General features: G+C 70.0%; 20 protein-coding genes. 11 read left to right on the forward strand and 9 right to left on the reverse strand.

Features of this window, described 5'->3' with window-relative positions; translation table 11 throughout:
* Positions 1-864 (reverse strand): alkaline phosphatase D family protein (locus AAG827_RS17890; protein ID WP_341927561.1); only part of this gene is annotated, 864 nt, incomplete at its 3' end.
* Positions 865-939: 75 nt separating this feature from the next.
* Between AAG827_RS17890 and AAG827_RS17895 the strand changes: the two genes are divergently transcribed.
* Positions 940-1341, forward strand: a complete 402-nt coding sequence (locus AAG827_RS17895; protein ID WP_341927562.1) for a carboxypeptidase-like regulatory domain-containing protein — start codon at positions 940-942, stop codon at positions 1339-1341.
* 6 nt (positions 1342-1347) lie between these two features.
* On the opposite strand, the gene AAG827_RS17900 is transcribed toward AAG827_RS17895, so the two are convergent.
* Together AAG827_RS17900 and AAG827_RS17905 are read right to left on the reverse strand one after the other, a co-directional pair.
* The gene (locus AAG827_RS17900) at positions 1348-2052 is read right to left on the reverse strand and encodes a hypothetical protein (protein ID WP_341927564.1); all 705 of its coding nucleotides are present in this window, start codon (positions 2050-2052) and stop codon (positions 1348-1350) included.
* Between the two features lie 149 nt (positions 2053-2201).
* A complete protein-coding gene (locus AAG827_RS17905) occupies positions 2202-2810 on the reverse strand; it encodes an excalibur calcium-binding domain-containing protein (protein ID WP_341927566.1) in 609 nt (202 codons plus the stop codon).
* A 162-nt stretch (positions 2811-2972) separates the two neighbouring features.
* Between AAG827_RS17905 and AAG827_RS17910 the strand changes: the two genes are divergently transcribed.
* Together AAG827_RS17910 and AAG827_RS17915 are read left to right on the forward strand one after the other, a co-directional pair.
* A complete protein-coding gene (locus AAG827_RS17910; protein ID WP_341927568.1) occupies positions 2973-6068 on the forward strand; it encodes a DUF3427 domain-containing protein in 3096 nt (1031 codons plus the stop codon).
* Between the two features lie 14 nt (positions 6069-6082).
* Positions 6083-6454, forward strand: coding sequence for a PH domain-containing protein (locus AAG827_RS17915; protein WP_341927570.1), 372 nt, complete (start codon positions 6083-6085; stop codon positions 6452-6454).
* A gap of 78 nt (positions 6455-6532) precedes the next feature.
* On the opposite strand, the gene AAG827_RS17920 is transcribed toward AAG827_RS17915, so the two are convergent.
* Together AAG827_RS17920 and nrdR are read right to left on the reverse strand one after the other, a co-directional pair.
* Positions 6533-9427 carry a vitamin B12-dependent ribonucleotide reductase gene (locus tag AAG827_RS17920; protein ID WP_341927571.1) on the reverse strand — a complete coding sequence of 965 codons (2895 nt, stop codon included), beginning with the start codon at positions 9425-9427 and terminating at the stop codon, positions 6533-6535.
* Between the two features lie 158 nt (positions 9428-9585).
* Positions 9586-10080 (reverse strand): transcriptional regulator NrdR, encoded by a 495-nt coding sequence (nrdR, locus tag AAG827_RS17925; RefSeq protein WP_091112936.1) that lies wholly within the window; start codon positions 10078-10080, stop codon positions 9586-9588.
* A 313-nt stretch (positions 10081-10393) separates the two neighbouring features.
* On the opposite strand from nrdR, the gene AAG827_RS17930 reads away from it, so the two are divergent.
* On the forward strand, positions 10394-10870 hold the full coding sequence (locus AAG827_RS17930) for a hypothetical protein (RefSeq protein WP_341927574.1): 477 nt from the start codon (positions 10394-10396) through the stop codon (positions 10868-10870).
* 45 nt (positions 10871-10915) lie between these two features.
* Positions 10916-11278 (forward strand): hypothetical protein, encoded by a 363-nt coding sequence (locus AAG827_RS17935; RefSeq protein ID WP_341927576.1) that lies wholly within the window; start codon positions 10916-10918, stop codon positions 11276-11278.
* 103 nt (positions 11279-11381) lie between these two features.
* Here AAG827_RS17935 and AAG827_RS17940 read toward each other — a convergent pair whose 3' ends face one another.
* Complete coding sequence (locus tag AAG827_RS17940; protein WP_341927579.1) at positions 11382-11717, reverse strand: LysM peptidoglycan-binding domain-containing protein; 336 nt, start codon at positions 11715-11717, stop codon at positions 11382-11384.
* 228 nt (positions 11718-11945) lie between these two features.
* The gene (locus tag AAG827_RS17945) at positions 11946-12725 is read right to left on the reverse strand and encodes an SDR family oxidoreductase (protein WP_341927582.1); all 780 of its coding nucleotides are present in this window, start codon (positions 12723-12725) and stop codon (positions 11946-11948) included.
* 107 nt (positions 12726-12832) lie between these two features.
* On the opposite strand from AAG827_RS17945, the gene lexA reads away from it, so the two are divergent.
* The 5 genes from lexA to AAG827_RS17970 all read left to right on the forward strand — a co-directional run bounded on the left by lexA (position 12833) and on the right by AAG827_RS17970 (position 19969).
* Positions 12833-13546 carry a transcriptional repressor LexA gene (gene lexA, locus AAG827_RS17950; protein WP_341927587.1) on the forward strand — a complete coding sequence of 238 codons (714 nt, stop codon included), beginning with the start codon at positions 12833-12835 and terminating at the stop codon, positions 13544-13546.
* A 94-nt stretch (positions 13547-13640) separates the two neighbouring features.
* Positions 13641-15173: an MXAN_6640 family putative metalloprotease gene (locus AAG827_RS17955; RefSeq protein ID WP_341927589.1), complete on the forward strand. Its 1533-nt coding sequence runs from the start codon at positions 13641-13643 to the stop codon at positions 15171-15173.
* A gap of 86 nt (positions 15174-15259) precedes the next feature.
* A complete protein-coding gene (locus AAG827_RS17960; RefSeq protein ID WP_341927591.1) occupies positions 15260-16867 on the forward strand; it encodes an MXAN_6640 family putative metalloprotease in 1608 nt (535 codons plus the stop codon).
* Positions 16868-16940: 73 nt separating this feature from the next.
* On the forward strand, positions 16941-18653 hold the full coding sequence (locus AAG827_RS17965; RefSeq protein WP_341927593.1) for an alkaline phosphatase D family protein: 1713 nt from the start codon (positions 16941-16943) through the stop codon (positions 18651-18653).
* A complete protein-coding gene (locus tag AAG827_RS17970) occupies positions 18653-19969 on the forward strand; it encodes an alkaline phosphatase family protein (protein WP_341927595.1) in 1317 nt (438 codons plus the stop codon). The genes AAG827_RS17965 and AAG827_RS17970 overlap by 1 nt, the downstream gene beginning before the upstream one ends.
* Before the next feature lie 265 nt (positions 19970-20234).
* Here the strand turns inward: AAG827_RS17970 and AAG827_RS17975 are convergent, their stop codons facing one another.
* On the reverse strand, positions 20235-20846 hold the full coding sequence (locus AAG827_RS17975; RefSeq protein WP_341927596.1) for a hypothetical protein: 612 nt from the start codon (positions 20844-20846) through the stop codon (positions 20235-20237).
* Positions 20847-20855: 9 nt separating this feature from the next.
* Complete coding sequence (locus AAG827_RS17980; RefSeq protein WP_341927597.1) at positions 20856-22847, reverse strand: ATP-dependent DNA helicase; 1992 nt, start codon at positions 22845-22847, stop codon at positions 20856-20858.
* Positions 22848-22922: 75 nt separating this feature from the next.
* Here AAG827_RS17980 and AAG827_RS17985 point away from each other — a divergent pair.
* A partial coding sequence (locus AAG827_RS17985; RefSeq protein ID WP_341927598.1) for an alpha/beta fold hydrolase occupies positions 22923-23490 on the forward strand: 568 nt, incomplete at its 3' end.

The raw sequence follows: 23490 nt of genomic DNA on the forward strand, positions 1-23490 counted from the left end.
CGCCTGGCGCGCCCGCGCCGCCAGCACGTCGACGCGACGCTCCTGGGCGTAGCGCGGGTCGTCGAGCACCTCGCCGGCCCACCAGTTGTTGGTCGTCTCGTGGTCGTCCCACTGCGCGATCACCGGCACCTCGGCACACATCGCCCGCACGTTGTCGTCGAGCATCGTGTAGCGGTGCCGCCCGCGGAACTCCGCCAGCGTCTCGGCCACCTTGCTCACCTCCGGCGTCACGAGGTTGCGCCACACCTGCCCGTCCGGCTCCACCACCTCCGCCGCGATCGGACCGTCGGCATAGATCGTGTCGCCGGCGTGGATGAAGAAGTCGGGCCGCGTCTCGTGCATCGCGCGGTAGCCCACCAGCCCCCCGAGGTCAGGATTGATCCCCCACCCCTGCCCGCACGTGTCGCCGGTCCACACGAAGCTCGTCTTCTGAGGCTGTACGCCGGCCGTGCGGAACGCCGCCACGGCCGACTCCCCGCGGTGACCGTCCTCGTCCTCGAAGGCCAGCCCCACGGCGTACTCACGCCCCGGCGCCAGCCCCTCCAACGCGATCTTGGCCGTGAAGTCGGTGCTCGCATCGGCCCACGGCCCCCGCACCCGCCGGCGCTTCCGCCCGCTCATCACCTCCGCGACCAGCCGCCCCCGCCCCGACGACCGCGCCCACACCACGCCTGAGGTGGTGCTCACGTCGCCGCTCTGCACGCCGGAGGTGAGCGTGAGACGCTGACGCACCAGGCTCGCCGGTGCTGCCGACGTGCTCGTCGGGAGCGCGGTCGCCGCCCCCGTCGCGGTCAGGGCGCCGGCGGTGAGGGCGCTGGAGCGCAGGAGCGTGCGGCGGCCGAAGGTGTTCCCGAGATCAGTCATGCGCCCCACGCTGGTCGACGCAGGTGGCGGGCCGGTGATCTGGAGCCGAACAACCCGCGACGACGTCACATCCCCATGCGCTTCCTCCTCGCCGCCCTGGTCTTGCTCGCCTGTGCCGGCTGCGGCAACGACACGGCGCCCCCCACCGCGGAGGACGGGATCCGCTCTGCTGTCACCGGCCAGGTCCTCCTCGGACCTCAGTGCCCGGTCGAGGCCGTCGGCGAGCCCTGCGACCCGGCCCCGGCCACCGGCGTCACCGTGACGGTCTCCGAGCAGCTGCCCGGTGAGGCGTACGCCGCCGGCCCCACCGTTGCCGAGGGCGTCACCGACTCCTCCGGCCGCTTCCGGATCACCCTTGCCCCCGGTGACTACGTCGTGACCGCCGACGCCGGCATGTTCTGCGAGCTCATGGACGTGAGCGTCGTCGCCGGCGAGGACGCCGTCATGGACGTCCCGTGTGACACGGGGATCCGCTGACGCGACTCACTGCCGGATCAAGGGACCGAATTCTGGATCACGGCGCAGGTCGATCGTGTGCAGCGCCAGGGTCCGCCCGCGGGCGTCGCAACGAAGTTGCGGATCGATGGTCGACAGGATGCTCCACGCACCGCGTGACCAGTCGGCACCGCTGAGCCGCTGGCTCGAGACGCGCGCGGCCAGTAGCGAAACCCCACGGCCATCAACCGCGACGATCCGGGCTCCCGGCGTCCCGACAGCGATGGAGAGAGCCTCCTTCGCAGCGAGCAGCACTTCGGCCGCGATGATCTGCGCGTACCACTCGTTGCGTTCCGTCTGCGACAACTTGTGAAGCGTCGGATGTCCAAGCGGCGTCAGGGCAGGCTTCTGCGCCGGGATCGAGGTCAGGGACGACACGGGCACGATCAGTCCGATCTCTCCGTCGACATGAGCAGACACGCTGATCCGACGTGAGACCGAGGCGAAGTGCTCGATCAAGGTAGCGATGACGATCTTGCCGTCGTTGGCCAGCAAACCGGCTCTGTTCATATCCAACTGCGATTGCCTAGCCTCTCGATCAGACTTGGCGATCCGCTGCAGGTCTGTTGCCCACGCTTCCGCAAGCACTCGTGCGCGACCTCGCGCGACCCGTCGCTCGCCTCGCCGATGCAGCGGCACCCCTCGCAGGCACTGCTTCTCTGCCGTCACGACGAGCTTGTGGAAGCCAGGCAATGCCACCTCCTCGATCAGGAGTTGCGCCTTCGGTGCGAAGTAACGTCGGTGGAGACCCTCAATCCGCTCTAGCTCGGCTCGTGCAGCCTCGTACTGTCGCGCTCGCTCGGCTTGCGCGGGTGTCAATTGCGCTTGTTGAAATCCCACAGCTACTCGCAGACCACGCCGTCCCCATCGGCGTCGTCGTACCACCCGTACTCCGTGTCGCCGGCGTAGTAAGGGCCGTAGCCCGCGTCCTGGGCGTTGTAGCAGTAGTCGAACCGTGGATCCGTTCCACCGCCTCCACCAGACGGCGCCGGCGCGGCAGCCGGGACAGAGGCCAGTGCGTTGGCGACCGCACGCGCTGCCTTGCGCTGCTCGTCAGCGCGCGTCCGAGCAACAGCTCGGTCGACCGCCCTCGTCTGCGCGGATTGAGCCTTGGCGCGCACCCGCTGCAGCCGGTCGGCCGCGGAGGCTCTCACTTGCTCGAGCTTCCCCTTCATCTTCTGGGTCACGTGAGCCACGGCCTCGTTGACCGCCTCATTTACCGCCGCGTCGACCTCAGACGCAGGAACGGTGGCGGTGGCTGTGTCTACGAGGGAAGGCGGAGACGCAGCGGGCGACTCCTCAACATCGGTCGCGCCATCACCCGCCGACACAAGCAAGCCCATGAAGAGTCCGACGAGACCCGCCGCCACCGCGGCCTTGGTCCTGTTCCACCAAGGGGTCTTCGCGGGTGGAAAGTAGCCGGGGTAGTCCTGCAGTGAAGGCTGCGACATCGATACATCCAAGGTTGAGCGAAAGTGAATGCCTCTGTATACGTCGACAACAGGCGCCCCGCAGGGTTTCTGAGGAAATCTGCCACCACATGAGGGAAGGTCGCGCCAACCGCGTGCCACGAGATGCGTGCCGCACACTCCAGGACGTGAGAGCTTCGGACAGTGACTCATGAGGCGGTGCCGCTCGGGCTCTATGAATCGCTCCTCACGGAGCGATCCCCGCTCGACCCGATCCACCACAGCGGTCTGGTGGCGCTCACCGGCGCGGTCGATCAGGCGGATCAGCCGCACGTGCTGGCGCGACACATCTACGAGTTGACCAAGCGCGCTCTCGAGGACCGCCCACAGCCCGGCCAGCGTCTGGCGATCGTGAACGCGCTCATTGCGAGTTTGGATGCGGCGGGCGATCCCATCGCCGAGCCGGCCACGCAGCTTCTCCGACTCACAGCTCCGGCAGGCCCAGGAATCCTCCGCCACGGTGACGTACGACCTCAGACGCCACTGGCCGATGCCGCCCTCCTCACCAATGCGAGTGGCGAGCCCAGCCTCGGAGCCGAGCTGCGCTCCGAGATCGACACAGCCGACCAGGTCGATCTGCTCTGCGCCTTCGTGAAGTGGCACGGTCTGCGACTGCTTGAGCCAGAGCTGCGCCGGCTGCGGGAGCGAGGCGCTCCCCTCCGCGTGATCACCACGACCTACATGGGGGCGACGGAACGGGCCGCCCTTGACCGACTGGTGCGAGAGCTCGGCGCCGAGGTCCGCATTCAGTACGACGCCGCGCGCACGCGCCTGCACGCCAAAGCCTGGCTTTTTCGCCGCGCCACCCGCTTCGACACCGCCTACGTCGGTTCGTCGAACCTCTCGCGGGCCGCCCTTCTCGACGGCGTGGAGTGGAATGTCCGCCTCTCCCACGTCGCGACCCCTGCGTTGCTCGACAAGTTCCGCGCCACCTTCGACACCTACTGGAACGACACGAGCTTCGAGCTCTACGACCCCGATCGTGACCGCGACAAGCTCGACGACGCCCTGGCGGAGGCCTCGGGCCGACGCACCCATGACCGCATCACGATCTCGCTGTCAGGACTCGAGGTCCGGCCCTACCCCTACCAACAGGAGATGTTGGACGCCCTCGGCGTCGAGCGCAGTGTCCACGACCGACACCGCAACCTGGTCGTAGCAGCCACCGGCACGGGCAAGACGGTGGTCGCTGCCTTTGACTATCGCCGCCTGTGCGGCAGCGATGCGACCGATCGACCATCGCTGCTCTTCGTCGCCCACCGCAAGGAGATCCTCGAGCAGTCGCTGCGCACCTACCGCGAGGTGCTGGCAGATCCCTCGTTCGGAGAGCTCTACGTCGCAGGGTCACGGCCCGAGCGCTGGCGTCATGTCTTCGCCAGCGTGCAGTCGCTGTCGTCCTACGGCGTCACGCAGATCCCTTCTGACGCCTACGAGATCGTGGTCATCGACGAGTTCCACCACGCGCAGGCGCCCACCTACCGCCGGATCCTCGAGCACCTGACACCGCGCGAGCTGCTCGGTCTGACCGCCACTCCCGAGCGTGCCGATGGCGGTGACGTGAGGGACTACTTCGGGGGCAGGATCGCCACCGAGCTGCGACTGTGGGATGCCCTGGGTGCGGATCTGCTGTGCCCGTTCCATTACTTCGTGGTCGCCGACGGCACTGACCTGCGCGACGTGGCCTGGCGTCGTGGGCGCTATGACGAAGCCGCGCTGTCGAACGTCTACACCGGCAACCAGGTGCGCGCAGCCGCTGTCCTCACGCAACTACGCGACAAGGTCCTCGACCCGGGACGGATGCGTGCACTTGGCTTCTGCGTCAGCATCGCCCACGCGCAGTTCATGGCCGACACGTTCAACGCCGCCGGCATCCCGGCCTTGGCCGTCAGCGGCGAGACGGCAGGGCCCGACCGGGCGCGAGCCTTGGCGGACCTCAAGGAGCGGCGCGTCAATGTCCTCTTCGCAGCCGACCTCTTCAACGAGGGCCTCGATCTGCCCGAGATCGACACCGTGCTGTTCCTGCGCCCGACCGAGAGCGCGACGGTGTTTCTGCAGCAGCTCGGTCGCGGCCTGCGGCGCACACGCGACAAGGCTGTCCTCACCGTGCTCGACTTCGTCGGGCATCACCGCCAGGAGTTTCGCTTCGACCAGAAACTGCGTGCCCTGACGGGTCGCACGCGGCGCGGACTCGAACGCGACATCGAGCGGGGCTTCCCGTTCCTGCCCGCCGGCTGCCAGATCGTCATGGACAAGCAAGCCCAGCAGATCGTCCTCGACAACATCCGCGCGCAGGTCGCCAACCGCTGGCCGCAGATGGTGAGCGAGCTGAGGCAATACGGCGACATGGACCTGCCCACCTTCATCGACGAGTCCGGCATCGAGCTGCCCGACATCCTGCGGCGCGGCACGAGGTCGTGGACCCAGCTCCGGCGCGAGGCGGGCTTGCCCACCCCGGCTGGCTCGACGCAGGAGCCGCACCTCCTGCGCCGCATGCGCGCCTTCGCGCACGTGGACGACGCCCTACGCGCGCGTGCCTACGCAGAGCTGATGTCTGACCTGCCTGACTACGAAGGCCTGTCGCTGGTCGAGCAACGCGTGGCCCGCATGCTGTTCTTCTCGCTGTGGCCCGATGCGGGTGGCTTCGCGTCGTACGACGACGGACTGCTTGCGCTGCGCTCCGAGCTCGCGACCGCAGCGGAGTTGCGTAGCGTCGTGGACTACTCCTTCGACCGCACTCGGCACGACGCCATCCCGCTCGCCGGGTCTCTGTCGGACGTGCCACTCCGGGTCCATGCCAGCTATCAGCGCGAGGAGATCCTGGCCGCGCTCGACTACGCCAGCCTGGATCGACGACCCACGAGTGTCATGACCGGTGTCGTCTACGTCCCCACGCTCAACGTCGACATCCTGTTCGTCACCCTCAAGAAGTCGGAGGCCACCTTCTCCCCTACGACGATGTACCGCGACTACCCGATCAGCCCGACGCTTTTCCACTGGGAGTCGCAGAACGCGACCTCCCTCGCTTCCAAGCCCGGCCAGCGTTACATCAACGGCACCAGCACGGTGTTGCTGTTTGCCCGCTCCGAGCAGAAGGGCGACTTCGACACTGCCGCCTACACGTTCCTCGGCCCGGTGCGGCATGTCTCGCACGAGGGCGAGAAGCCGATCGCCATCACGTGGGAGTTGGAGCACCCCATGCCAAGCAACCTCTTGGCTGCGTCGTCGATCGTCGGCGCCTGACGAAAGGAACACACATGGAGACCGCACCCATCACGGCCTGGACACTGGCTCAGGAGATTCCCATCCCGCAGGATGTCCAGGCTCTGCTCGTCCAGGGCGAGGAGGCCGTGGCCGCCTTCAAGACCTTCCGCGACAGCGCCGTCTTCACGACCAAGCGGCTGATCGTGCGTGACGCGCAGGGCATCACGGGCAAGAAGGTGGAGATCTACTCGCTGCCCTACAGCTCCATCAACATGTGGTCCTCCGAGAATGCTGGGAAGCTGGACTTCAACTCCGAGCTAGAGCTCTGGACTCGAGCTGGCCACATCAAGATCAAGCTGGCGAAGGGGGCAGACATCCGACGCCTGGACGGACTCATCGCGTGGGCTGTCTTGAAGTCTCACTGACCCCCTCGACCCCAGGCCAACATGCCACCGGCCCGGCCCCTGACATCAGGGACCGGGCCGGTGGGTTGAGCGAGAGTGTCAGCTGCAGCCGGACGTGCTGCCGCAGCCCTCGCACACGTAGCAAGAACCGGCGGGACGCATCTTGGTGCCGCAGGTCATGCAGAGGGGAGAGTCGACGGCGGTGCCGGTGAGCTTCTCCATGAGCTCGGCGGAGGTGCGGGCCTGCTGGGGCTCGGCGACCGACGCCTGCTGGGCGGGCGCGGGGGTCTCCTCGACCACCGGGGCGAGATCCACGATCTCGGCCTCGATCAGCTCCGAGGCGGAGCCGGTCTCGGTGACGGGCTCATAGGAGCCGGTCTCGAGGTGGCGCTGACGCTCGTCGGCGGAGTAGATGCCGAGGGCGGAGCGCTCCTCGAACGTCATGTAGTCGAGGGCCAGGCGGCGCCAGACGTAGTCCATGAGGGACTGCGCCATGCGGACGTCGGGGTCGTCGGTGAGGCCGGCGGGCTCGAAGCGCAGGTTGGTGAACTTCGCGACGTAGGTCTCGAGGGGCACGCCGTACTGCAGGCCGATGGAGACCGCGATCGAGAAGGCGTCCATGACACCGGCGAGCGTGGAGCCCTGCTTGCCGAGCTTGAGGAACACCTCACCGAGCTGACCGTCGTCGTGGGCACCCGAGGTCATGTAGCCCTCGGCGCCACCCACCGTGAAGGAGGTGGTGCGCGAGGTGCGCGACTTGGGCAGACGCTTGCGGGTCGGGGCGTAGACGATCTTCTCGATCACCTTGGTCGCCTCGACGACCTCGGCGACGACGTCGTCGGAGGCGGTCTTGTTGGAGTCCTCGCCCAAGTTGTCGCCCTTGCCGCTGGAGAGCGGCTGGCCGACCTTGCAGTTGTCGCGGTAGATCGCGGTGGCCTTGAGGCCGAGCTTCCACGACTGGAGGTAGATGTCCTCGATCTCCTCGACCGTGGCCGACTCCGGCAGGTTGACCGTCTTGGAGATGGCACCGGAGAGGAACGGCTGGCACGAGGCCATCATCCGCACGTGGCCCATGGGCTTGAGCGCGCGGGCGCCCATCGCGGTGTCGAAGACCTCGTAGTGCTCGAGCTTGAGGCCCGGGGCGTCGATGACGTGGCCGTGCTCGGCGATGTAGTCGACGATCGCCTCGACCTGCTCGCCGACGTAGCCCATCTTGCGCAGCGCGCGCGGGATGGTCTGGTTGACGATCTGCATCGAGCCGCCACCGACGAGCTTCTTGAACTTGACCAGCGAGAAGTCCGGCTCGATGCCGGTGGTGTCGCAGTCCATCATGAAGCCGATGGTGCCGGTGGGGGCGAGGACGGAGGCCTGCGCGTTGCGGAAGCCGTTGGCAGCGCCGAGCTCCTGCACGTCAGCCCAGGCCTTCGTGGCGAGCGCGTGGACCTGGCCGTCGGCGATCCCGAGAGTGCGGATCGTGTCGTTGGCGGCCTGGTGCTTGCGCATGACCCGCTTGTGGGCCTCGGCGTTGCGGGCGTAGCCGGCGTAGGGGCCGACGATCGCGGCGAGCTCGGCCGAGCGCTTGTAGGACTGGCCGGTCAGCAGCGAGGTGATGGTCGCGGCCATCGAGCGGCCACCGTCGGAGTCGTAGCCCAGGCCCATGGCCATGAGCAGCGCGCCGAGGTTGGCGTAGCCGATGCCGAGCTGGCGGTAGTCGCGGGTGGTCTTGCCGATCGGCTCGGTCGGGAAGTCCGCGAAGCAGATCGAGATGTCCATCGCGGTGATGATGAACTCGACGGCCTTCGCGAAGAGCGGGGCGTCGAAGGTGTCGTCGTCCTTGAGGAACTTCAGCAGGTTGAGCGACGCCAGGTTGCACGAGGAGTTGTCGAGCGACATGTATTCGGAGCAGGGGTTGGACGCGGTGATGCGGCCGGTCTCCGGGTTGGTGTGCCAGTCGTTGATCGTGTCGTCGTACTGCAGGCCGGGGTCGGCGCAGGCCCAGGCGGCCTCGGAGATCTTGGTGAAGAGCTCGCGGGCGTCGACGGTCTCGATGACGGAGTTGTCCTTGCGCGAGCGCAGGCCGAACTCGGTGCCGTCCTCGACGGCGCGCATGAACTCGTCGGAGACGCGGACCGAGTTGTTGGCGTTCTGGTATTGGACCGACGTGATGTCGGTGCCGCCGAGGTCCATGTCGAAGCCGGCGTCGCGCAGCGCGCGGATCTTGTCCTCCTCGCGCGCCTTGGTCTCGACGAACTCGACGATGTCGGGGTGGTCGACGTCCAGGACGACCATCTTGGCCGCGCGGCGCGTGGCGCCACCGGACTTGATGGTGCCGGCGGAGGCGTCGGCGCCGCGCATGAAGGAGACCGGGCCCGAGGCGGTGCCGCCGGAGGAGAGGAGCTCCTTGGAGGAGCGGATGCGGGAGAGGTTGAGGCCGGCCCCCGAGCCGCCCTTGAAGATGAAGCCCTCTTCCTTGTACCAGTTGAGGATCGAGTCCATGGAGTCGTCGACGGAGAGGATGAAGCAGGCCGAGACCTGCTGCGGCGACGGCGTGCCGACGTTGAACCAGACGGGAGAGTTGAAGGAGAAGTACTGGTGGACCAGCAGCCAGGTGAGCTCGTGCTCGAAGACCTCGGCGTCGGCGACCGTGGCGAAGTAGCCGTGGCCCTTGCCGGCCTTGGTGTAGGTCTTCACGACCCGGTCGATGAGCTGCTTGAGGCTCCACTCGCGGGTGTCGGTGCCGACCGCGCCGCGGAAGTACTTGGTCGTGACGATGGTGGAGGCGTTGACCGACCAGAAGTCGGGGAACTCGACCCCGCGCTGCTCGAAGACGACCGCGCCGGTCTTCCAGTTGGTCTGGTTGACGTCGCGACGCTCCCAGGTGAGCTCGTCGTAGGGGTGGACACCCTCGGTGCTGAAGACCCGCTCGAGGGTCAGGCGCTTGCCGAAGACGCTGTCTCCTGCGCCCCTGCTCGTGCCGCTCACGGTCTCGGTCATGTGCTCTCCTCGTGCCTCTTCTTCGGGGGTGGGTCGATCATTGCTGGTGGCACCGACAGTCCCGACCGGGCTCCTCACAGGAGCCGGTCGGGCCGGGGGCACTCGACGTTGGTACGCCCGGCAGGCAGCTTCCCCACTACCTGCCGGGCGGTCTCTGGTCAGCCGCTGGGGGCTGAGTGGGTGAGCTCCGCGGGCGAGTCCGGGACGGACCGCTCGGCGCGGAGGATCGCGATCTCGTCCTCGAAGTCGTCGGCCGACTCGAAGGCGCGGTAGACGCTCGCGAAGCGGAGGTAGGCCACCTCGTCGAGCTGGCGCAGCGGGCCCAGGATGGCGAGCCCGACCTCGTTGGCAGGGATCTCGGCGGCACCGGAGAGACGCAGGGCGTCCTCCACGGCCTGGCCGAGGTGGGCCAGCTCGTCCTCGGTCACCGGGCGGCCCTTGCAGGCCTTGCGGACGCCGGAGATGGCCTTGTCACGCGCGAACGGCTCGGTGGCGCCGGAGCGCTTGAGCACGGTCAGCTGCATCAGCTCCACGGTCGTGAACCGCTTGGCGCAGGCGTTGCAGGTGCGACGGCGGCGGATCGAGCCGCCGTCGTCGGCGACGCGCGAGTCGAGGACCCGGGTGTCGGTGTTGCGGCAGTAAGGGCAGTGCACGTCGGGGCCTCCTCTCGGGCGCGCTCAGGAGACCCGCCAGATGACGGGTGACCTGTGGAAAACGGGGGTCTTGCTGTGCATAACACCGGCCGAACTGTGGGCCATCCCCATCCGGGCTGTGAACTAGATGTGGATAACTACACCGGTGTAAGTACTAGATGTTGTGGTAACCGTACGCCCCGACTTCCCGGCTGCGCAAGTGGGTCGACCAACTTCGTGGGACCTGATTCACCGCCGGTCCAAAGCCGCAGGTCAGCGGCTTGCCAGGCGCCCAGGACCACCCTCGGGAGGGGCCCGTGGCAGAGTCGGGAGCATGCGTCGTACCCCTGCTGTGGCCTCCCTCGCCCCCCTCCGGACTCCCCTGGCAGCGCTGGCGCTGACCCTCGCCCTCACGGCCTGCGGAGGAGCCGAGGACGACGCCCGTACGACGCCGGAGGGTGCTGCCTCCAGCGGGGCCGTGACCGGCGACCTGCCCGAGGACTTCCCGGTCGACGAGGTGCCGCTCGTCGAGGGCCTCATCAGCCAGGCCACGGCCGGCGAGGAGGCGGGCGAGGACGAGGGCTTCGTGGTGATCCTCCAGGCCGACGGCACCAGCGACGCGGTCCTGGCCGAGGCTGTGGGCCTCCTGACCGACGCGGGCTTCACCGTGACCGAGGGCGTCGGCGGAGGGCCCGGCAGCGGCTTCGCGGGCAGCTCGCTGACCCAGGGCCCCTTCACCGTGACCATCACGACCTTCCCCAACACCGGCGACGAGCAGACGACGTTGCAGTACCTCGTCTCGGAGTCCTAGCGAGTCCGGCGCGACGCCGGCCAGGGCATCGGGGACAATGTGCGCGTGGCACAGGGGAAGCGGGCAGGGACGCGCAAGGGCAGCAAGCCCAAGGCGGGATTCCAGCCTGCGCTGATCGCTCTGGCACTCGGCGTGACCGGTGCGGTCGTGGCCTGGGGCTACCTCGTCTATGCCGCGATCGACTTCGGCTCCGAGGCCCGTGGTGGCGACTCGGGGGCCTGGCTGTTCCTCGGCCTCGCGTCGATCGGCGCCGTCGCCTGCCTCTTCCTCGGGTTCATCCTCATCGCTCGCCTGCTGCGTCGGCTCGGCATCACCCAGGCGCCGCCGCCGCGGACCGCTGCTCCCGTCGAGGACAGCGTCGAGCCCCCTCCCCCGGCCGCCCCCGGCGGGCGCCGCGCCGCACGCTGAGGGAGTCTTCGAAATGCCGCAAGGGGCGAGGCCGATGGCCTCGCCCCCTGTCTTCCCCGGCTCGCCAGCCGGGGTCGAAGCGGCTGGCGAAGTCTGTGTGGTGTCAGCTGGTGGGGACCCGCAGCTCCTGCCCGACCGAGACCATGCCCGAGTCGAGGGCGTTGAGGCGGGTGATCTCCGCCATCATCGAGCGCACGTCGCCGTCGTCGGCGAGGTCGGCAGCGAGGTCCCAGAGGGTGTCGCCGGGGCCGACGAGCACCACGCGGGTGGGCTCGGGGGTGCCGGGGCGCTCGGTGGCGACCGATCCGGAGGCCAGGACGAAGCCGACGGCGAGCACCACGAGCAGCGAGCCGAGGAACACCACCAGGCGACCGCGCCTGGTCAGGCGCAGGGTCGGCGGGTGCGTCGCGGCGGTCGGGTGCAGGGTCATGGTGCTCATCTGGGACCTCCTGGGGAAGTGGCGGTCAGCCTCGGATCGAGAAGTGCTGCGGTGTCGAGGAGATGTCTAACCGTGGCCACCGACAGTGCCTCCGGAGGAGGAGCTGCCCTTGAAGCGGAGGGCCACTCGATCAGACATTCGATCGAACACATGATCGAGGTTAGAGCAGGTGTTCGAACAGCACAAGCCCCTGGGCGAACAATTGTTCGACCCGATCCGAGGTGTCGGTCAGGACCGCCCGGCGCGCCGGCCCTGCGCGGCGAAGAGCGCCGTGGCGCCCTGGGCCAGCGAGGGGGCCAGGGTCGAGGCGCGCATCAGACCACCACGCCAGGCCGGCAGTGTCCGGACCACCCGTCGCGACCCGAGCAGCGCGACCGCCTGGGCCGCGACCTCGTCGACACCCAGCATCCGCCCACCCGACTGGACCAGGGCGCGGGCCAACCCGTCGGGTCGCATGTCGGCGACCATCTGGGTCGCCACTCCGTCGGGGCACAGTGCGTGGACGCGCACCCGGCGTGGCGTCTCCGCCTGCACCGACATCGTCAGCGAGACGACCGCCGCCTTCGTGGCGGCGTAGACCGACAGGCCCGGCACCGGGCCGTGGCCCGAGAGGGACGCGGTGTTGACCACGTCGCCACCGCGGTCGCCGAACGCGTCCACCGCGGCCCGCGTGCCCCACAGGACGCCCAACAGGTTGACCTCGACGAGCATGCGGACCTGCTCCTCGGAGAGCTCCTGCAGCGTGCCGTCGAAACCGACTCCCGCGTTGTTGAACCACGCGGCGAGGCGGCCGTGACGCGCCGCGCTCAGGGCGACCGCACGGTGGGCCGCCGGGTCGCGCACGTCGTGCGCGAGCCCCTCGGCGGCACCGATCTCGGCGGCCGTGCGGGCCGCCGCGTCCCCGTCGAGGTCGGTGAGGACAACCCGCGCCCCCCGCGCCACCATCTGCTCGGCGATCCCCCGGCCGATGCCTCGAGCCCCACCTGTCACGACACAGCTCACGTCCATGCGAGCATCCTGGCGACCTGCGCGGCGGTCTGGGGGCGGGTCTCGGCCCGCGACACGCCTTCGAACAGGTGTTTGAAAACATCAGGCGTTGGTGGGACAGTCAGCCCATGGCCAAGAAGACTGTCACCGAGCTCCCCGACGGACCCCCCGACGCCTCGGGGCTCACTCCTCGCCAGCTGCGCGTCCTCGCGCACATCAAGGACAGCATCGAGATGCGCGGCTACCCGCCGAGCATGCGCGAGATCGGCGAGGCGGTCGGTCTCACCAGCTCCTCGAGCGTGGCCCACCAGCTCAAGTCGCTCGAGGAGAAGGGCTTCCTCAAGCGCGACCCCAACCGTCCCCGGGCCCTCGAGGTCTTCCTGCCCGAGGTGCTCGCGGCCCGCCGGTCGATGAGCAGCGCCGACGAGTCGACGTACGACCCGACGGGTGCCGGCGACGCGCACCCCGAGGCGACCTACGTCCCCATGGTCGGGCGCATCGCCGCCGGTGGACCGATCCTGGCCGAGGAGCGCGTCGAGGACGTCTTCCCGCTGCCCAAGCAGCTCGTCGGCGACGGCACGCTCTTCCTGCTCGAGGTCTCGGGCGACTCGATGGTCGACGCGGCGATCTGCCACGGCGACTACGTCGTCATCCGCCAGCAACCGACCGCCAACAACGGCGAGATCGTGGCCGCGATGATCGACGGCGAGGCGACGGTGAAGACCTTCCAGAAGAAGGACGGCGAGGTCTGGTTGCTGCCGCACAACCCGGCGTTCGACCCGATCGACGGCACGCACGCGACGATCCTGGGCAAGGTCACCGCGGTCCTGCGGCGCATGTGACCGGGCTGCGCTAGACCAGGGTCGAACGGCCCGGGACGGATCGGCGCGACGGGTCTAGCGTCGGGAGCCCCTCGCCTCACGCCCCGGAGCCCTTGTGAAATCTCGTCCCGCGCGTCTCGGTGCCTCCCTCCTGCTGTCGCTCGTGCTGGGCCTCGCGGCCCTGGTGGCGCCGCCCGGTGCGCAGGCGCGCCCGGCGCCCGACTCCGACAAGGTCGTGCGCGCCTCGGCCCCGTCCGCGCGCGCTGCGCTGGACCGGGCCCAGGGAGTGCTCGCGGGCCGCCAGCGCGGGGACGCCACGATGGCCCTGCGCCAGCTGGCCCTCTCCAAGGCGGGGCTCACCGGCGCCGACCGGGCCGCGGCCGACCGGATCCTGGCGCGTCCGAGCGACCCCGGTGACGAGGACGGCTATGGCGCCAATCTCGTGACCAGCACCTGCTCGGCCACGGTGTGCGTGCACTACACGACCACGGGCGACGAGGCGAGCACGGCGGAGTTCGCCGCCGCGACGCTGGCGGAGGCCTCCGCGGTCAACGACACCTACGTCGCAGCCGGCTACCGCGCACCCAAGCAGGACGGCACGCAGGGCGGCAACGCGCTGCCGGACGTCTACATCGCCGAGATCGGCGACAAGGGGCTCTACGGCTACTGCACGACCGAGGACGACGTGCCGACCAACGGGCCCTACGACGTCTCGGCCTACTGCGTCGTGGACAACGACTACGCCTCCGAGGAGTTCCCGACCAACACCCCGCTGGAGAACCTCCAGGTGACCGTGGCCCACGAGTACTTCCACGCCGTCCAGTTCGCCTACGACGTCTTCGAGGACAGCTGGTTCCTCGAGGCGACCGCCGCCTGGGTCGAGGACATCCTCTACGACGACGTCGACGACAACCTGCAGTACCTCCGCGACAGCCCGTTGGCCACGCCCCGCGCCTCGATGGACCAGTTCAACCGCGACAACGGCTTCCACTACGGGGTGTGGATCTTCTTCCGCTACCTGAGCGAGAAGTACCCCACGACCGCAGGCGGGATGCCGACCATCGTGCGCGACATCATCCGTCGCACCGATGGCGCCGCCGGAGGACCCGACGACTACTCCTGGCAGGCGATCGATCGGGTGCTCAAGGCTCGTGGGAGCAGCGCGGCCAAGGCCTTCGCACTCTTCGCGGACGCCAACCGCAGGCCTGCGAAGTCCTACGCGGAGGGCGCCGCCAACCGCTACCCGCAGGCACCGTTGGGCAACTTCAAGCTGAAGTCCGGCTGGTACACCACGACGGTCGACCACCTCGCCTCGGCGACCGGGCGCTTCACCCCGGGCCGGCGCGGCTCCAAGCTGACGATCAGCGTCGACCTCGCCGACAAGGTGACCTCGCCGGCCGCGATCGTGTCGATCTACCTGAAGTCGGGAGGCGTGCGCACCTCGGCCATCTCCCTCAACAGTGCGGGCAACGGCGCCAAGACCGTCGTCTTCTCCCACAGCTTGGTGAAATCGGTCGAGGTCACCCTGGCCAACGGCAGCGGCCGCTTCCGGGACTGCTACTCCTACACGACACCGTTCTCCTGCGGTGGCGCGGTGCCGCTCGACGACAACCGAGTGTTCAAGCTGTCGGCCAGGCTCCGTTTCTGACCTGCTGCCGGGCGGGGAGGCACTGTCCCTGCCCGGTTGTAGTGTCGGTGGCTCGCACCCTTTGACCTCTCGCCTTCGGAGCCCCCGTGTCAGCTCAGTCCACCCGCCGTACGCCGTTGCTCGCCGTGGTCGTGGCCGTCCTGGCCGCGCTGCTCGCGGCCCCCGTCGCCCAGGCGGAGGCTCCTCCGGCTGCCGCTCCGGCATCCAGCGCCCAGGCGCGTCAGGCGCTCGCGGCGGCGCAGGCGATCCTGCGCGGCGACTCCGACGTCGTGGCGCGTGGCTCGGCCCCGTCGGCCGCTGCCGGTGGTGACGCCACCCTTGCTCTGCGCGACCTGGCGCTGCTCCAGGACCAGCTGACCGGCACCGACCGCCTGGCCGCCGAACGGCTGCTGGCCCGGCCCACCGACGGCAACCAGGACCCGCAGGGCGACGGCTACTCCGTGCCCGAGGCCCCGCCCGTGTGTGGCCCCGACGTGTGCGTGCACTACGTCGCGACCACCAACGACGCTCCGCCGAAGAAGGACACCAGCCCGGCCGACGGCGTCCCCGACTACGTCGCCACCGCGCTCGCGACCCTGACCTCGGTGCACAACACCTACGTCGGCGCCGGCTACCGCGAGCCCAAGGGCGACGGCAACCGCGGCGGCGGGTCCAACCTGATGGACATCTACCTCTCCGACATCGGCGACGCCGGGCTCTACGGCTACTGCACGACCGACGACAAGACCGCCTTCAAGGCCCCGTGGGCCCGCTCGGCCTACTGCGTGCTCGACGACGACTACGCCACGAGCGAGTTCGGCACCAACACCCCGATCGAGAACCTCCAGGTCACGGCCGCGCACGAGTACTTCCACGCCGTCCAGTACGCCTACGACTTCAAGGAGGACGGCTGGCTGCTCGAGGCCACCGCCACCTGGGCCGAGGACCAGCTCTACGACGGTGTCGACGACAACGTGCAATACCTCCGCTACAGCCCGCTGACCCGTCCGCGTCTGCCCCTGGACACCTCCGGCGGCGGCTTCTTCTACGGCACCTGGATCTTCTTCCGCTACCTCACCGAGCGCTACCCGGCTGCCGATGGCGGCATGCCGACCCTCGTGCGCGACATCTGGCGCAAGGCCGACGGCACCACCGGCGCCCCCGACCAGTACTCCTGGCAGGCGGTCGCCACCGTACTGCGCGGCAAGAAGACCACGGCTGCCAAGGCGTTCACCGCCTTCGCCGAGGCCAACCGTCGCCCCGCCCAGACCTACGACGAGGGGGCGGCCAACCGCTACCCGAAGGCGCGGCTGGCCGATTCCTTCACGCTGGGCGTGCGCGGCATCCGTCAGGAGCTGAAGCTCTCGCACCTGACGTCGGCCACCTACCGGCTCACCCCCGGCGGCGCCCTGCGCAACAAGGCCTTCAAGCTCCGGATCGGTCTCGACCTCGCCCCGACCTTCCGCGGGTCCTCCGCGATCGTCACCGTCTACACCGCGTCCGGCGAGGTGCGCCGCAACGTCATCAAGCTGCGCAAGGACGGCAACGCGACGAAGGTCGTGCCGTTCTCGAAGGCAGCAGTGCGCCAGGTCGAGGTGACGCTGGTCAACGCCAGCGGTCGCTACGACTGCTTCGTCCGCGGGGCGTTCTCGTGCCAGGGCGACTCCCGCGACGACCGCCAGGTCCAGCGGTTCACAGCCCGCGCCTTCCGGTGACGAGAAGGTGAACGCTGGGGGCTCATCGGCGCGATCGCATGACCTCACGCGCGCACGCGCGTTGACTACTGTCGTGAGCACCCTGCGCAGTCCCCTCCGCCGTCGTACGGTCCTGGCCGGTGGCACCGCCGCCGGCGCCGGCGCGGCCGCCCTCGTGGCGACCAGCCCGGCCGACGCGGCGTCCGTCGCGGGCTCCCGCTACTTCAAGCACGGCGTGGCGTCGGGTGACCCCGAGCCCGACCGCGTGGTGATCTGGACCCGGGTGACCCCCACCGCGGCCAGCACCCCCGGCTCCGGCAAGGGGCCCAAGGTCGACGTCGCCTGGGAGGTCTCCAAGGACCGGACGTTCCGGACGATCGTGCGCCGCGGCACGTTCGCGACCAGCGCCAGCCGCGACCACACCGTCAAGCTCGACGTCGGGGGGCTGAAGCCCGCCACGTGGTACTTCTACCGCTTCTCCTACCGCGGCTCGGTCAGCCGGGTCGGCCGGATGCGCACGGCGCCGGCCGCCGGGTCCACCCCCGGGCACCTGCGGTTCGGTGTCGTCTCCTGTGCCAACCTCCAGGCCGGTTGGTTCACCGCCTACCGCGGGCTGGCCAAGCGCGACGACCTGCACGCGGTGCTCCACCTCGGCGACTACCTCTACGAGTACGCCCCCGGCCAGTACGGCTACGGCTCCGACAACGTCGACATCCGCAAGCACCAGCCGGCCCGCGAGATGGTCTCGCTGGCCGACTACCGCCAGCGGCACGCGCAGTACAAGCGCGACGCCGACCTGCAGGACCTTCACGCGAAGTACCCCTGGATCATCACGTGGGACGACCACGAGGTCACCAACGACCAGTGGAAGGACGGCGCAGAGAACCACACCCCCGGCGGTGGTCGGTCCGGCGAGGGCAACTACCTCCAGCGCCGCGCTCGGGCCCACCGTGCCTACGACGAGTGGATGCCGGTGCGCATGGATGCCACGGCCGCGCTGGGTGACGGCGCGCGGCTCTACCGCCGTCTCACCTTCGGCACCCTCGCCGAGATCAGCATGCTCGACCTGCGCACCTACCGCGACGAGCAGGTCCAGACGGCCCTGCCGACCCCGGTGCCGGCGCTCGAGGCCGAGGTCAGCGACCCCGACCGGACCCTGCTCGGTCGTCGTCAGATGAGGTGGCTCAAAGAGTCGCTGAGCCGCCAGCGTCCCCAGTGGAAGATCATCGGCAACCCGGTGATGATCGCGCCGGTCACCTTCGCAGCGGTCCCCCAGGACCTGCTCGCGCCGATCAACGACGTCACCGGCCTGCTGCCCGACGACGGCCTGCCCTACAACGTCGACCAGTGGGACGGCTACACCGACGACCGACGCGAGGTGCTCGCCCACATCCGCGACCACCAGATCAAGGACGCACTGTTCGTCACCGGCGACATCCACTCCGGCTGGGCCTGCGAGCTTCCCTACGACGTCGGCGCGGACCCCGTGGTCGGCGACTCCGCGGGCGTGGAGTTCGTGTGCTCGTCGGTGACCAGCAACAACCTCAAGGACATCACCGGCACCCCGCCGCGCACCACGAGCGTGGTGGTCGAGCAGGTGATCCTGGCCAACAACCAGCACATCAAGTACCTCAACTTCGACGACCACGGCTTCTCGGTCCTCGACGTCACCGCCAAGCGGGCCCAGATGGACTGGTTCATCATCGGCGACCGGGCCGACAAGCAGACGACCGTGCGCCACACCGCCTCCTTCGCCACGAGGACCGGCACCGGCAAGGTCGTCAGGGTCGATCGGCCGGTGCGCTGATGTGCGAGCTGCCGTCCTGCTCCTCGGGGGACGCGCCCTTCGCCGCCGGCCTCGCGGAGGTCCGCGCGGGTCGTCGTACGTTGCTGAAGGTGGGGGGCGCGGGCGTCGCGTTCTCCACGGCGGCCGGTGCGCTGGGGGCCGCGTCCGCTGCCGCGGCACCGCCGGGCAACCGCAAGCGGGCCTACGTGCTGGTCATCGACGGCTGCCGGCCCGAAGAGCTCGACAGCGGCCTGACGCCCAACCTGGCCGCGCTGCGCAACGGCGGGCTGCGCTTCCCGCGGGCCTCGTCGATGCCGGTCATGGAGACCATCCCCAACCACGTGATGATGATGACCGGGATGCGCCCCGACCGGACCGGCGTGCCGGCCAACTCGATCTATGACCGCAAGCTCCGAGAGACCCGCACGATGGAGCGGGCCTCGGACATCAAGGTCGACACGGTGATCGAGCGGCTCAACCGCAAGGGCTACCGCACCGGGACGGTCCTCAGCAAGGAGTACCTCTACGGCGTCTTCGGCGACCGCGCGACGGCGCGCTGGGAGCCGGCGCCGATCATCCCGATCTCCGGCCATGCGCCCGACCAGTTCACGATGAACGCCGCGCTGGCGATGGTCGAGGAGCTCGACCCGCACCTGATGTTCGTCAACCTCGGCGACATCGACCGCTTCGGGCACACCGACTTCACCGGCACCACGGTCCGCCTCGCCCGCAAGCTGGCGCTGGTCGACACCGACCTACTTGTCGGCCGCTTCGTCGACATGCTGAAGTCGACCGGTCGCTGGGACGACTCGATCGTCATCGTGCTCGCCGACCACTCGATGGACTGGTCGCGGCCCGACCGGGTCATCTCGCTCCAGTCGTCGATGGACGCCGACCCCTTCCTGGGCGGCAAGGTGGCGATCTCCGCCAACGGTGGGGCCGACCTCCTCTACTGGACCGGCCCGACGTCCCAGCGCACCCGGGCGGTCAAGCGGATGCGCGAGATCGCCCTGGCGACACCCGGCGTGCTGTCGGCGCCCCGCCGCACCGACGAGTGGCTGCGGCTCGGGCCCGAGGCCGGCGACGTCGTGGTCTTCTGCAAGGCCGGCTGGCGCTTCAGCGACCCCGACCCGATCGCCGACAACCCGATCCCCGGCAACCACGGCCACCCCGCGACCCGGGCCATCCCGTTCTTCATCGGCGGCGGCCACCCGCGGGTGCCGAGGAAGCGCGCCTCGTCGGCGCATGCCAAGACCGTCGACGTCGCTCCCACGATCGCGTCGTTCTTCGGCGTCGGCTCGCCGCGTCGGGGCTGGGACGGCACGGCTCGGTTGTAGGTCGGCTCGGCGGTCCGCTTCATCAAGGTATGCCGACGAACCGCCACCTCCCACGGTGAGCACCCCGTGGTGGGTGGCGTGTCGTCGTGGGAAGTGCCGGGGCCGCACCGCGACCTCCGGTGGGCGGTGAGCTGTGGGCGATCCCGCTCCCGCCAGACCTCCCACCACCCACCGCTCTAGGCAGGCATCACGCCCGGCGGTGACCTGTGGGCAATCCCGACCCAGCCACACCCGCCACCCCCCACCCCTCGCGGCCGGCGACGGGTCAGACCACGTCCGGCGGCGGCGCGGCAGCGGCGCCGCTCCAGTGGTTGATCGCCCACTCGTTGGCGGTGTGGTCGAGGTCGAGCACCGTCTCGCGGTTGCGGCCGGGGATCCTCCCGACCACCTCACCCGCCTCGTCGCGCACCTCGATCTCGGGCTGCCACAGCATGAGCCGGACCCGCCAGGAACGCACGCCCGGACGGTCGCTCGGCAGCTCGCGAGCGAGCAGGAGGTAGCCGCCCCAGTCGTCGAAGTCGTAGACCACCCGCTCGTCACGAGCCCGCTCTGCCGTCGCGACGACCTCCCCACAGATCCGGCACCGGGCGTCGCTGCGCAGCACGGCCGCGGGGAAGGTCGTGCGCAGCGCGTAGTCGATCTCGTCGAGGAGGTAGCTCACGTAGTCCTGCACCCGGGCCTTGCCCCGGCGCCCCATGCTCGGGGCCGGCGAGTCAGGCTCGGGCTCCTCGAGCGCCGAGGCCGGCGGCCACACCGCGTGGCTCGGCGTCGGCCCCGAGGCGTGGGCCTGCCGACCGACGCGATCGACCGATCTGTCCGTGCAGCCGCTCACCAGCAGCGCTGTGAGGAGAAGCGGCGCGATCCCGAGTCGCGTCATCGAGTGCCCTCAGCCGCCGGCGAGCCGCTTCAGCGCCTTGCGTACGACGGCAGGGTCGGTGGTCGTCCACATGGGAGGCAGGCTCGCCTTGAGGAAGCCGCCGTAGCGGGCCGTCGCGAGTCGCGGGTCGAGCACGGCCACGACGCCGCGGTCGCTGGTGGTGCGGATCAGCCGACCCGCCCCCTGGGCGAGGAGGAGCGCGGCGTGGGTGGCGGCGACCTGCATGAAGCCGTTGCCGCCGGCCTTGTCGGCGGCCTTCTGGCGCGCGCTCATCAGCGGGTCGTCGGGGCGCGGGAAGGGGATCCGGTCGATGATCACCAGCTGACAGGTCTCGCCCGGGACGTCGAGGCCCTGCCACAGGCTGAGCGTGCCGAAGAGACACGTGTGGGGGTCGCTGACGAACTGCTTGGCCAGCTCGGGCAGCTGGGCCTCGCCCTGCGCGAGGGTGGTGAGGTGCGGCAGCCGCTCACGGACGGCCTCGGCGGCGGCGTCGGCGGCGCGGCGGCTCGAGAAGAGCCCCAGCGTGCGCCCCTCGGCGGCGTCGACAAGCTCGACGATCTCGTCGATCTGCGCCTGGGCGAGACCGTCGCGACCCGGGGGCGGCAGGTGACGCGCGACGTAGAGGATCGCCTGCTGGCCGTAGTCGAACGGGGAGCCGACGTCCATGCCGACCCACGGCAGGGCGGCCTCGGCGCCGGAGACCGGCCCGTCGCCGAGGACCCGCTCGCTCGGCTTGAGACCCACGTTGCTGGCGACGGAGGCGAAGTCGCCCCCCAGCATCAGCGTCGCCGAGGTCATCACGACGGTCTTGTCGGTGAGGAGCTTGTCGCGCATCTGGCCCCACACCTGGAGCGGCGCGACGCACAGGCGCGGAGGCATCCGCTCGGTGCCCTCGGTCAGCCACATGACGTCGGCGTCGGAGCCGGCCGCCATGCGCTCTGCGGTCACGAAGACCTCCTGGACCGAGCCCCGCGCCTGGGTGCGGCCGGCGTCGCCGTCGGCCTCGGAGTCGGCCTTGGGGTAGGCCGAGAGGCAGGCGCGCGCCGCGTCGCGGATCAGCTGCAGCGCGTCGGAGATCTCCTCGGGCACCCGCTCGAAGCGGCCCGGGGTGGCGCCGGACAGGGCGTCGCGCAGCGCGCTCGCGGAGTCGGCGAGGTCGTCGGCCTGGGGTCCCTCCACATAGCGCTGCGAGCGGCGGGCCGCCCGCTCCACGTCGGCCGCGAAGAGCTCGTCGGTCGCGGCCTGGGTGACCCGCGCATTGAGCTCGTGGGCCTCGTCGATCACCACGACGTCGTAGTCGGGGATCATCGGCACCCCTTCGATCGCGTCGATCGCGAGGAGCGAGTGGTTGGTGATGATCAGGTGGGAGCGGTGGGCCTTCTCGCGGGCCAGCTCGACGAAGCACTCCTGGCCGAAGGGGCACTTGCTCGCCCCGAGGCAGTCGCGGTGGCCGACGCTGACCTGACGCCAGTCCTTGTCGGTGTGGCGCGGCGCGGCGTCGCGCTCGCCGCTGCCACCGCCCTCGGCCTCCTTCTCGGCCCAGGCGCGCAGCTCGAGGATCTTCTTGCCCTGCGACCCCTCGGGCAGCTCGACCAGCGCACCCTGGTCGTCGGGCACGCCCTCGCGGATGCGGTGCAGGCAGGCGTAGTTGGAGCGGCCCTTGAGCACGGCGTAGGACGTGTCGACGCCCGGGGTGTCCTTGAGCGCCTCGACCAGCCGGGGGATGTCGCGCTCGACGAGCTGGTTCTGCAGGGCGAGCGTCGCCGTCGCGACCACGACCCGCTCGCCGTGCATCAGGCTCGGGACGAGGTAGGCCAGCGACTTGCCGGTGCCGGTGCCGGCCTGCACGAGCAGGTGCTGCTCGTCGGTCATCGCGGTCGCGACCGCCTCGGCCATGACGACCTGCCCGTCGCGCTGCTGGCCGCCGAGCGCCTCGACGGCAGCGGCGAGCACCCGACGCACGGGGGTGACGGCGGTGTCGGGAGCAGGGGCGTCGGGCACCCGAGAACCCTAGCCGCGGCGGCCGACAGGCCTGACCACGTGACCCCCCACCTGTGCACGACCTACGCTCGGGCCATGGGCTACCTCGAGCTGACCACCTCCGACGGGCGAACGCTGGAGGTCCTGGTGGGAGGCGACCCCGAGGGCTACCCGTGGCTCTACCACTCCGGCTCGCCGTCGGCGGCGGTGCCGTTCGCGCCGGTCGACGAGGCAGCGCGGGCTCAGGGCCTGCGGATGATCACCTGGTCCCGAGCCGGGTACGGCGGGTCGTCGCCGCGCCTGCCCGCCCAGGGTCCGCCGCGCATGGTCGACGACGTCTCGGACGCGGTCGCCGTCCTCGACCACCTCGGCGTGGGCGACTTCGTGACGCTCGGCTGGTCCGGCGGCGGGCCACGCGCCCTGGCCTGCGCGGCGCTGCTGCCCGACCGGTGCCGTGCGGCCGCCAGCCTGGCCGGGGTCGCGCCCCACGACGCCCACGGTCTCGACTGGTTCGCCGGGATGGCTCCGGAGAACGTCGCTGAGTACACCGCCGCCGAGCAGGGCGCCGACGCCTACGCGGCGTACCTGACAGCGGAGTTCCTGCCCGTCATGCAGGCCAGCGCCGACGACCTGATCGAGGCGATGGGGACCCTGCTGACACCGG

Source organism: Nocardioides psychrotolerans, from assembly GCF_943371775.1.
Taxonomy (GTDB): domain Bacteria; phylum Actinomycetota; class Actinomycetes; order Propionibacteriales; family Nocardioidaceae; genus Nocardioides; species Nocardioides psychrotolerans_A.

Bases quoted from the DNA above. Each gene is read 5' to 3' on its own strand.
- AAG827_RS17945 (WP_341927582.1), bottom strand. From the start codon at position 12,725: ATGGACGTGAGCTGTGTCGTGACAGGTGGGGCTCGAGGCATCGGCCGG.
- AAG827_RS17970 (WP_341927595.1), top strand. From the start codon at position 18,653: ATGTGCGAGCTGCCGTCCTGCTCCTCGGGGGACGCGCCCTTCGCCGCC.
- lexA (WP_341927587.1), top strand. From the start codon at position 12,833: ATGGCCAAGAAGACTGTCACCGAGCTCCCCGACGGACCCCCCGACGCC.
- AAG827_RS17930 (WP_341927574.1), top strand. From the start codon at position 10,394: ATGCGTCGTACCCCTGCTGTGGCCTCCCTCGCCCCCCTCCGGACTCCC.
- AAG827_RS17920 (WP_341927571.1), bottom strand. From the start codon at position 9,427: ATGACCGAGACCGTGAGCGGCACGAGCAGGGGCGCAGGAGACAGCGTC.
- AAG827_RS17940 (WP_341927579.1), bottom strand. From the start codon at position 11,717: ATGAGCACCATGACCCTGCACCCGACCGCCGCGACGCACCCGCCGACC.
- AAG827_RS17895 (WP_341927562.1), top strand. From the start codon at position 940: ATGCGCTTCCTCCTCGCCGCCCTGGTCTTGCTCGCCTGTGCCGGCTGC.
- AAG827_RS17975 (WP_341927596.1), bottom strand. From the start codon at position 20,846: ATGACGCGACTCGGGATCGCGCCGCTTCTCCTCACAGCGCTGCTGGTG.
- AAG827_RS17915 (WP_341927570.1), top strand. From the start codon at position 6,083: ATGGAGACCGCACCCATCACGGCCTGGACACTGGCTCAGGAGATTCCC.
- AAG827_RS17905 (WP_341927566.1), bottom strand. From the start codon at position 2,810: ATGTCGCAGCCTTCACTGCAGGACTACCCCGGCTACTTTCCACCCGCG.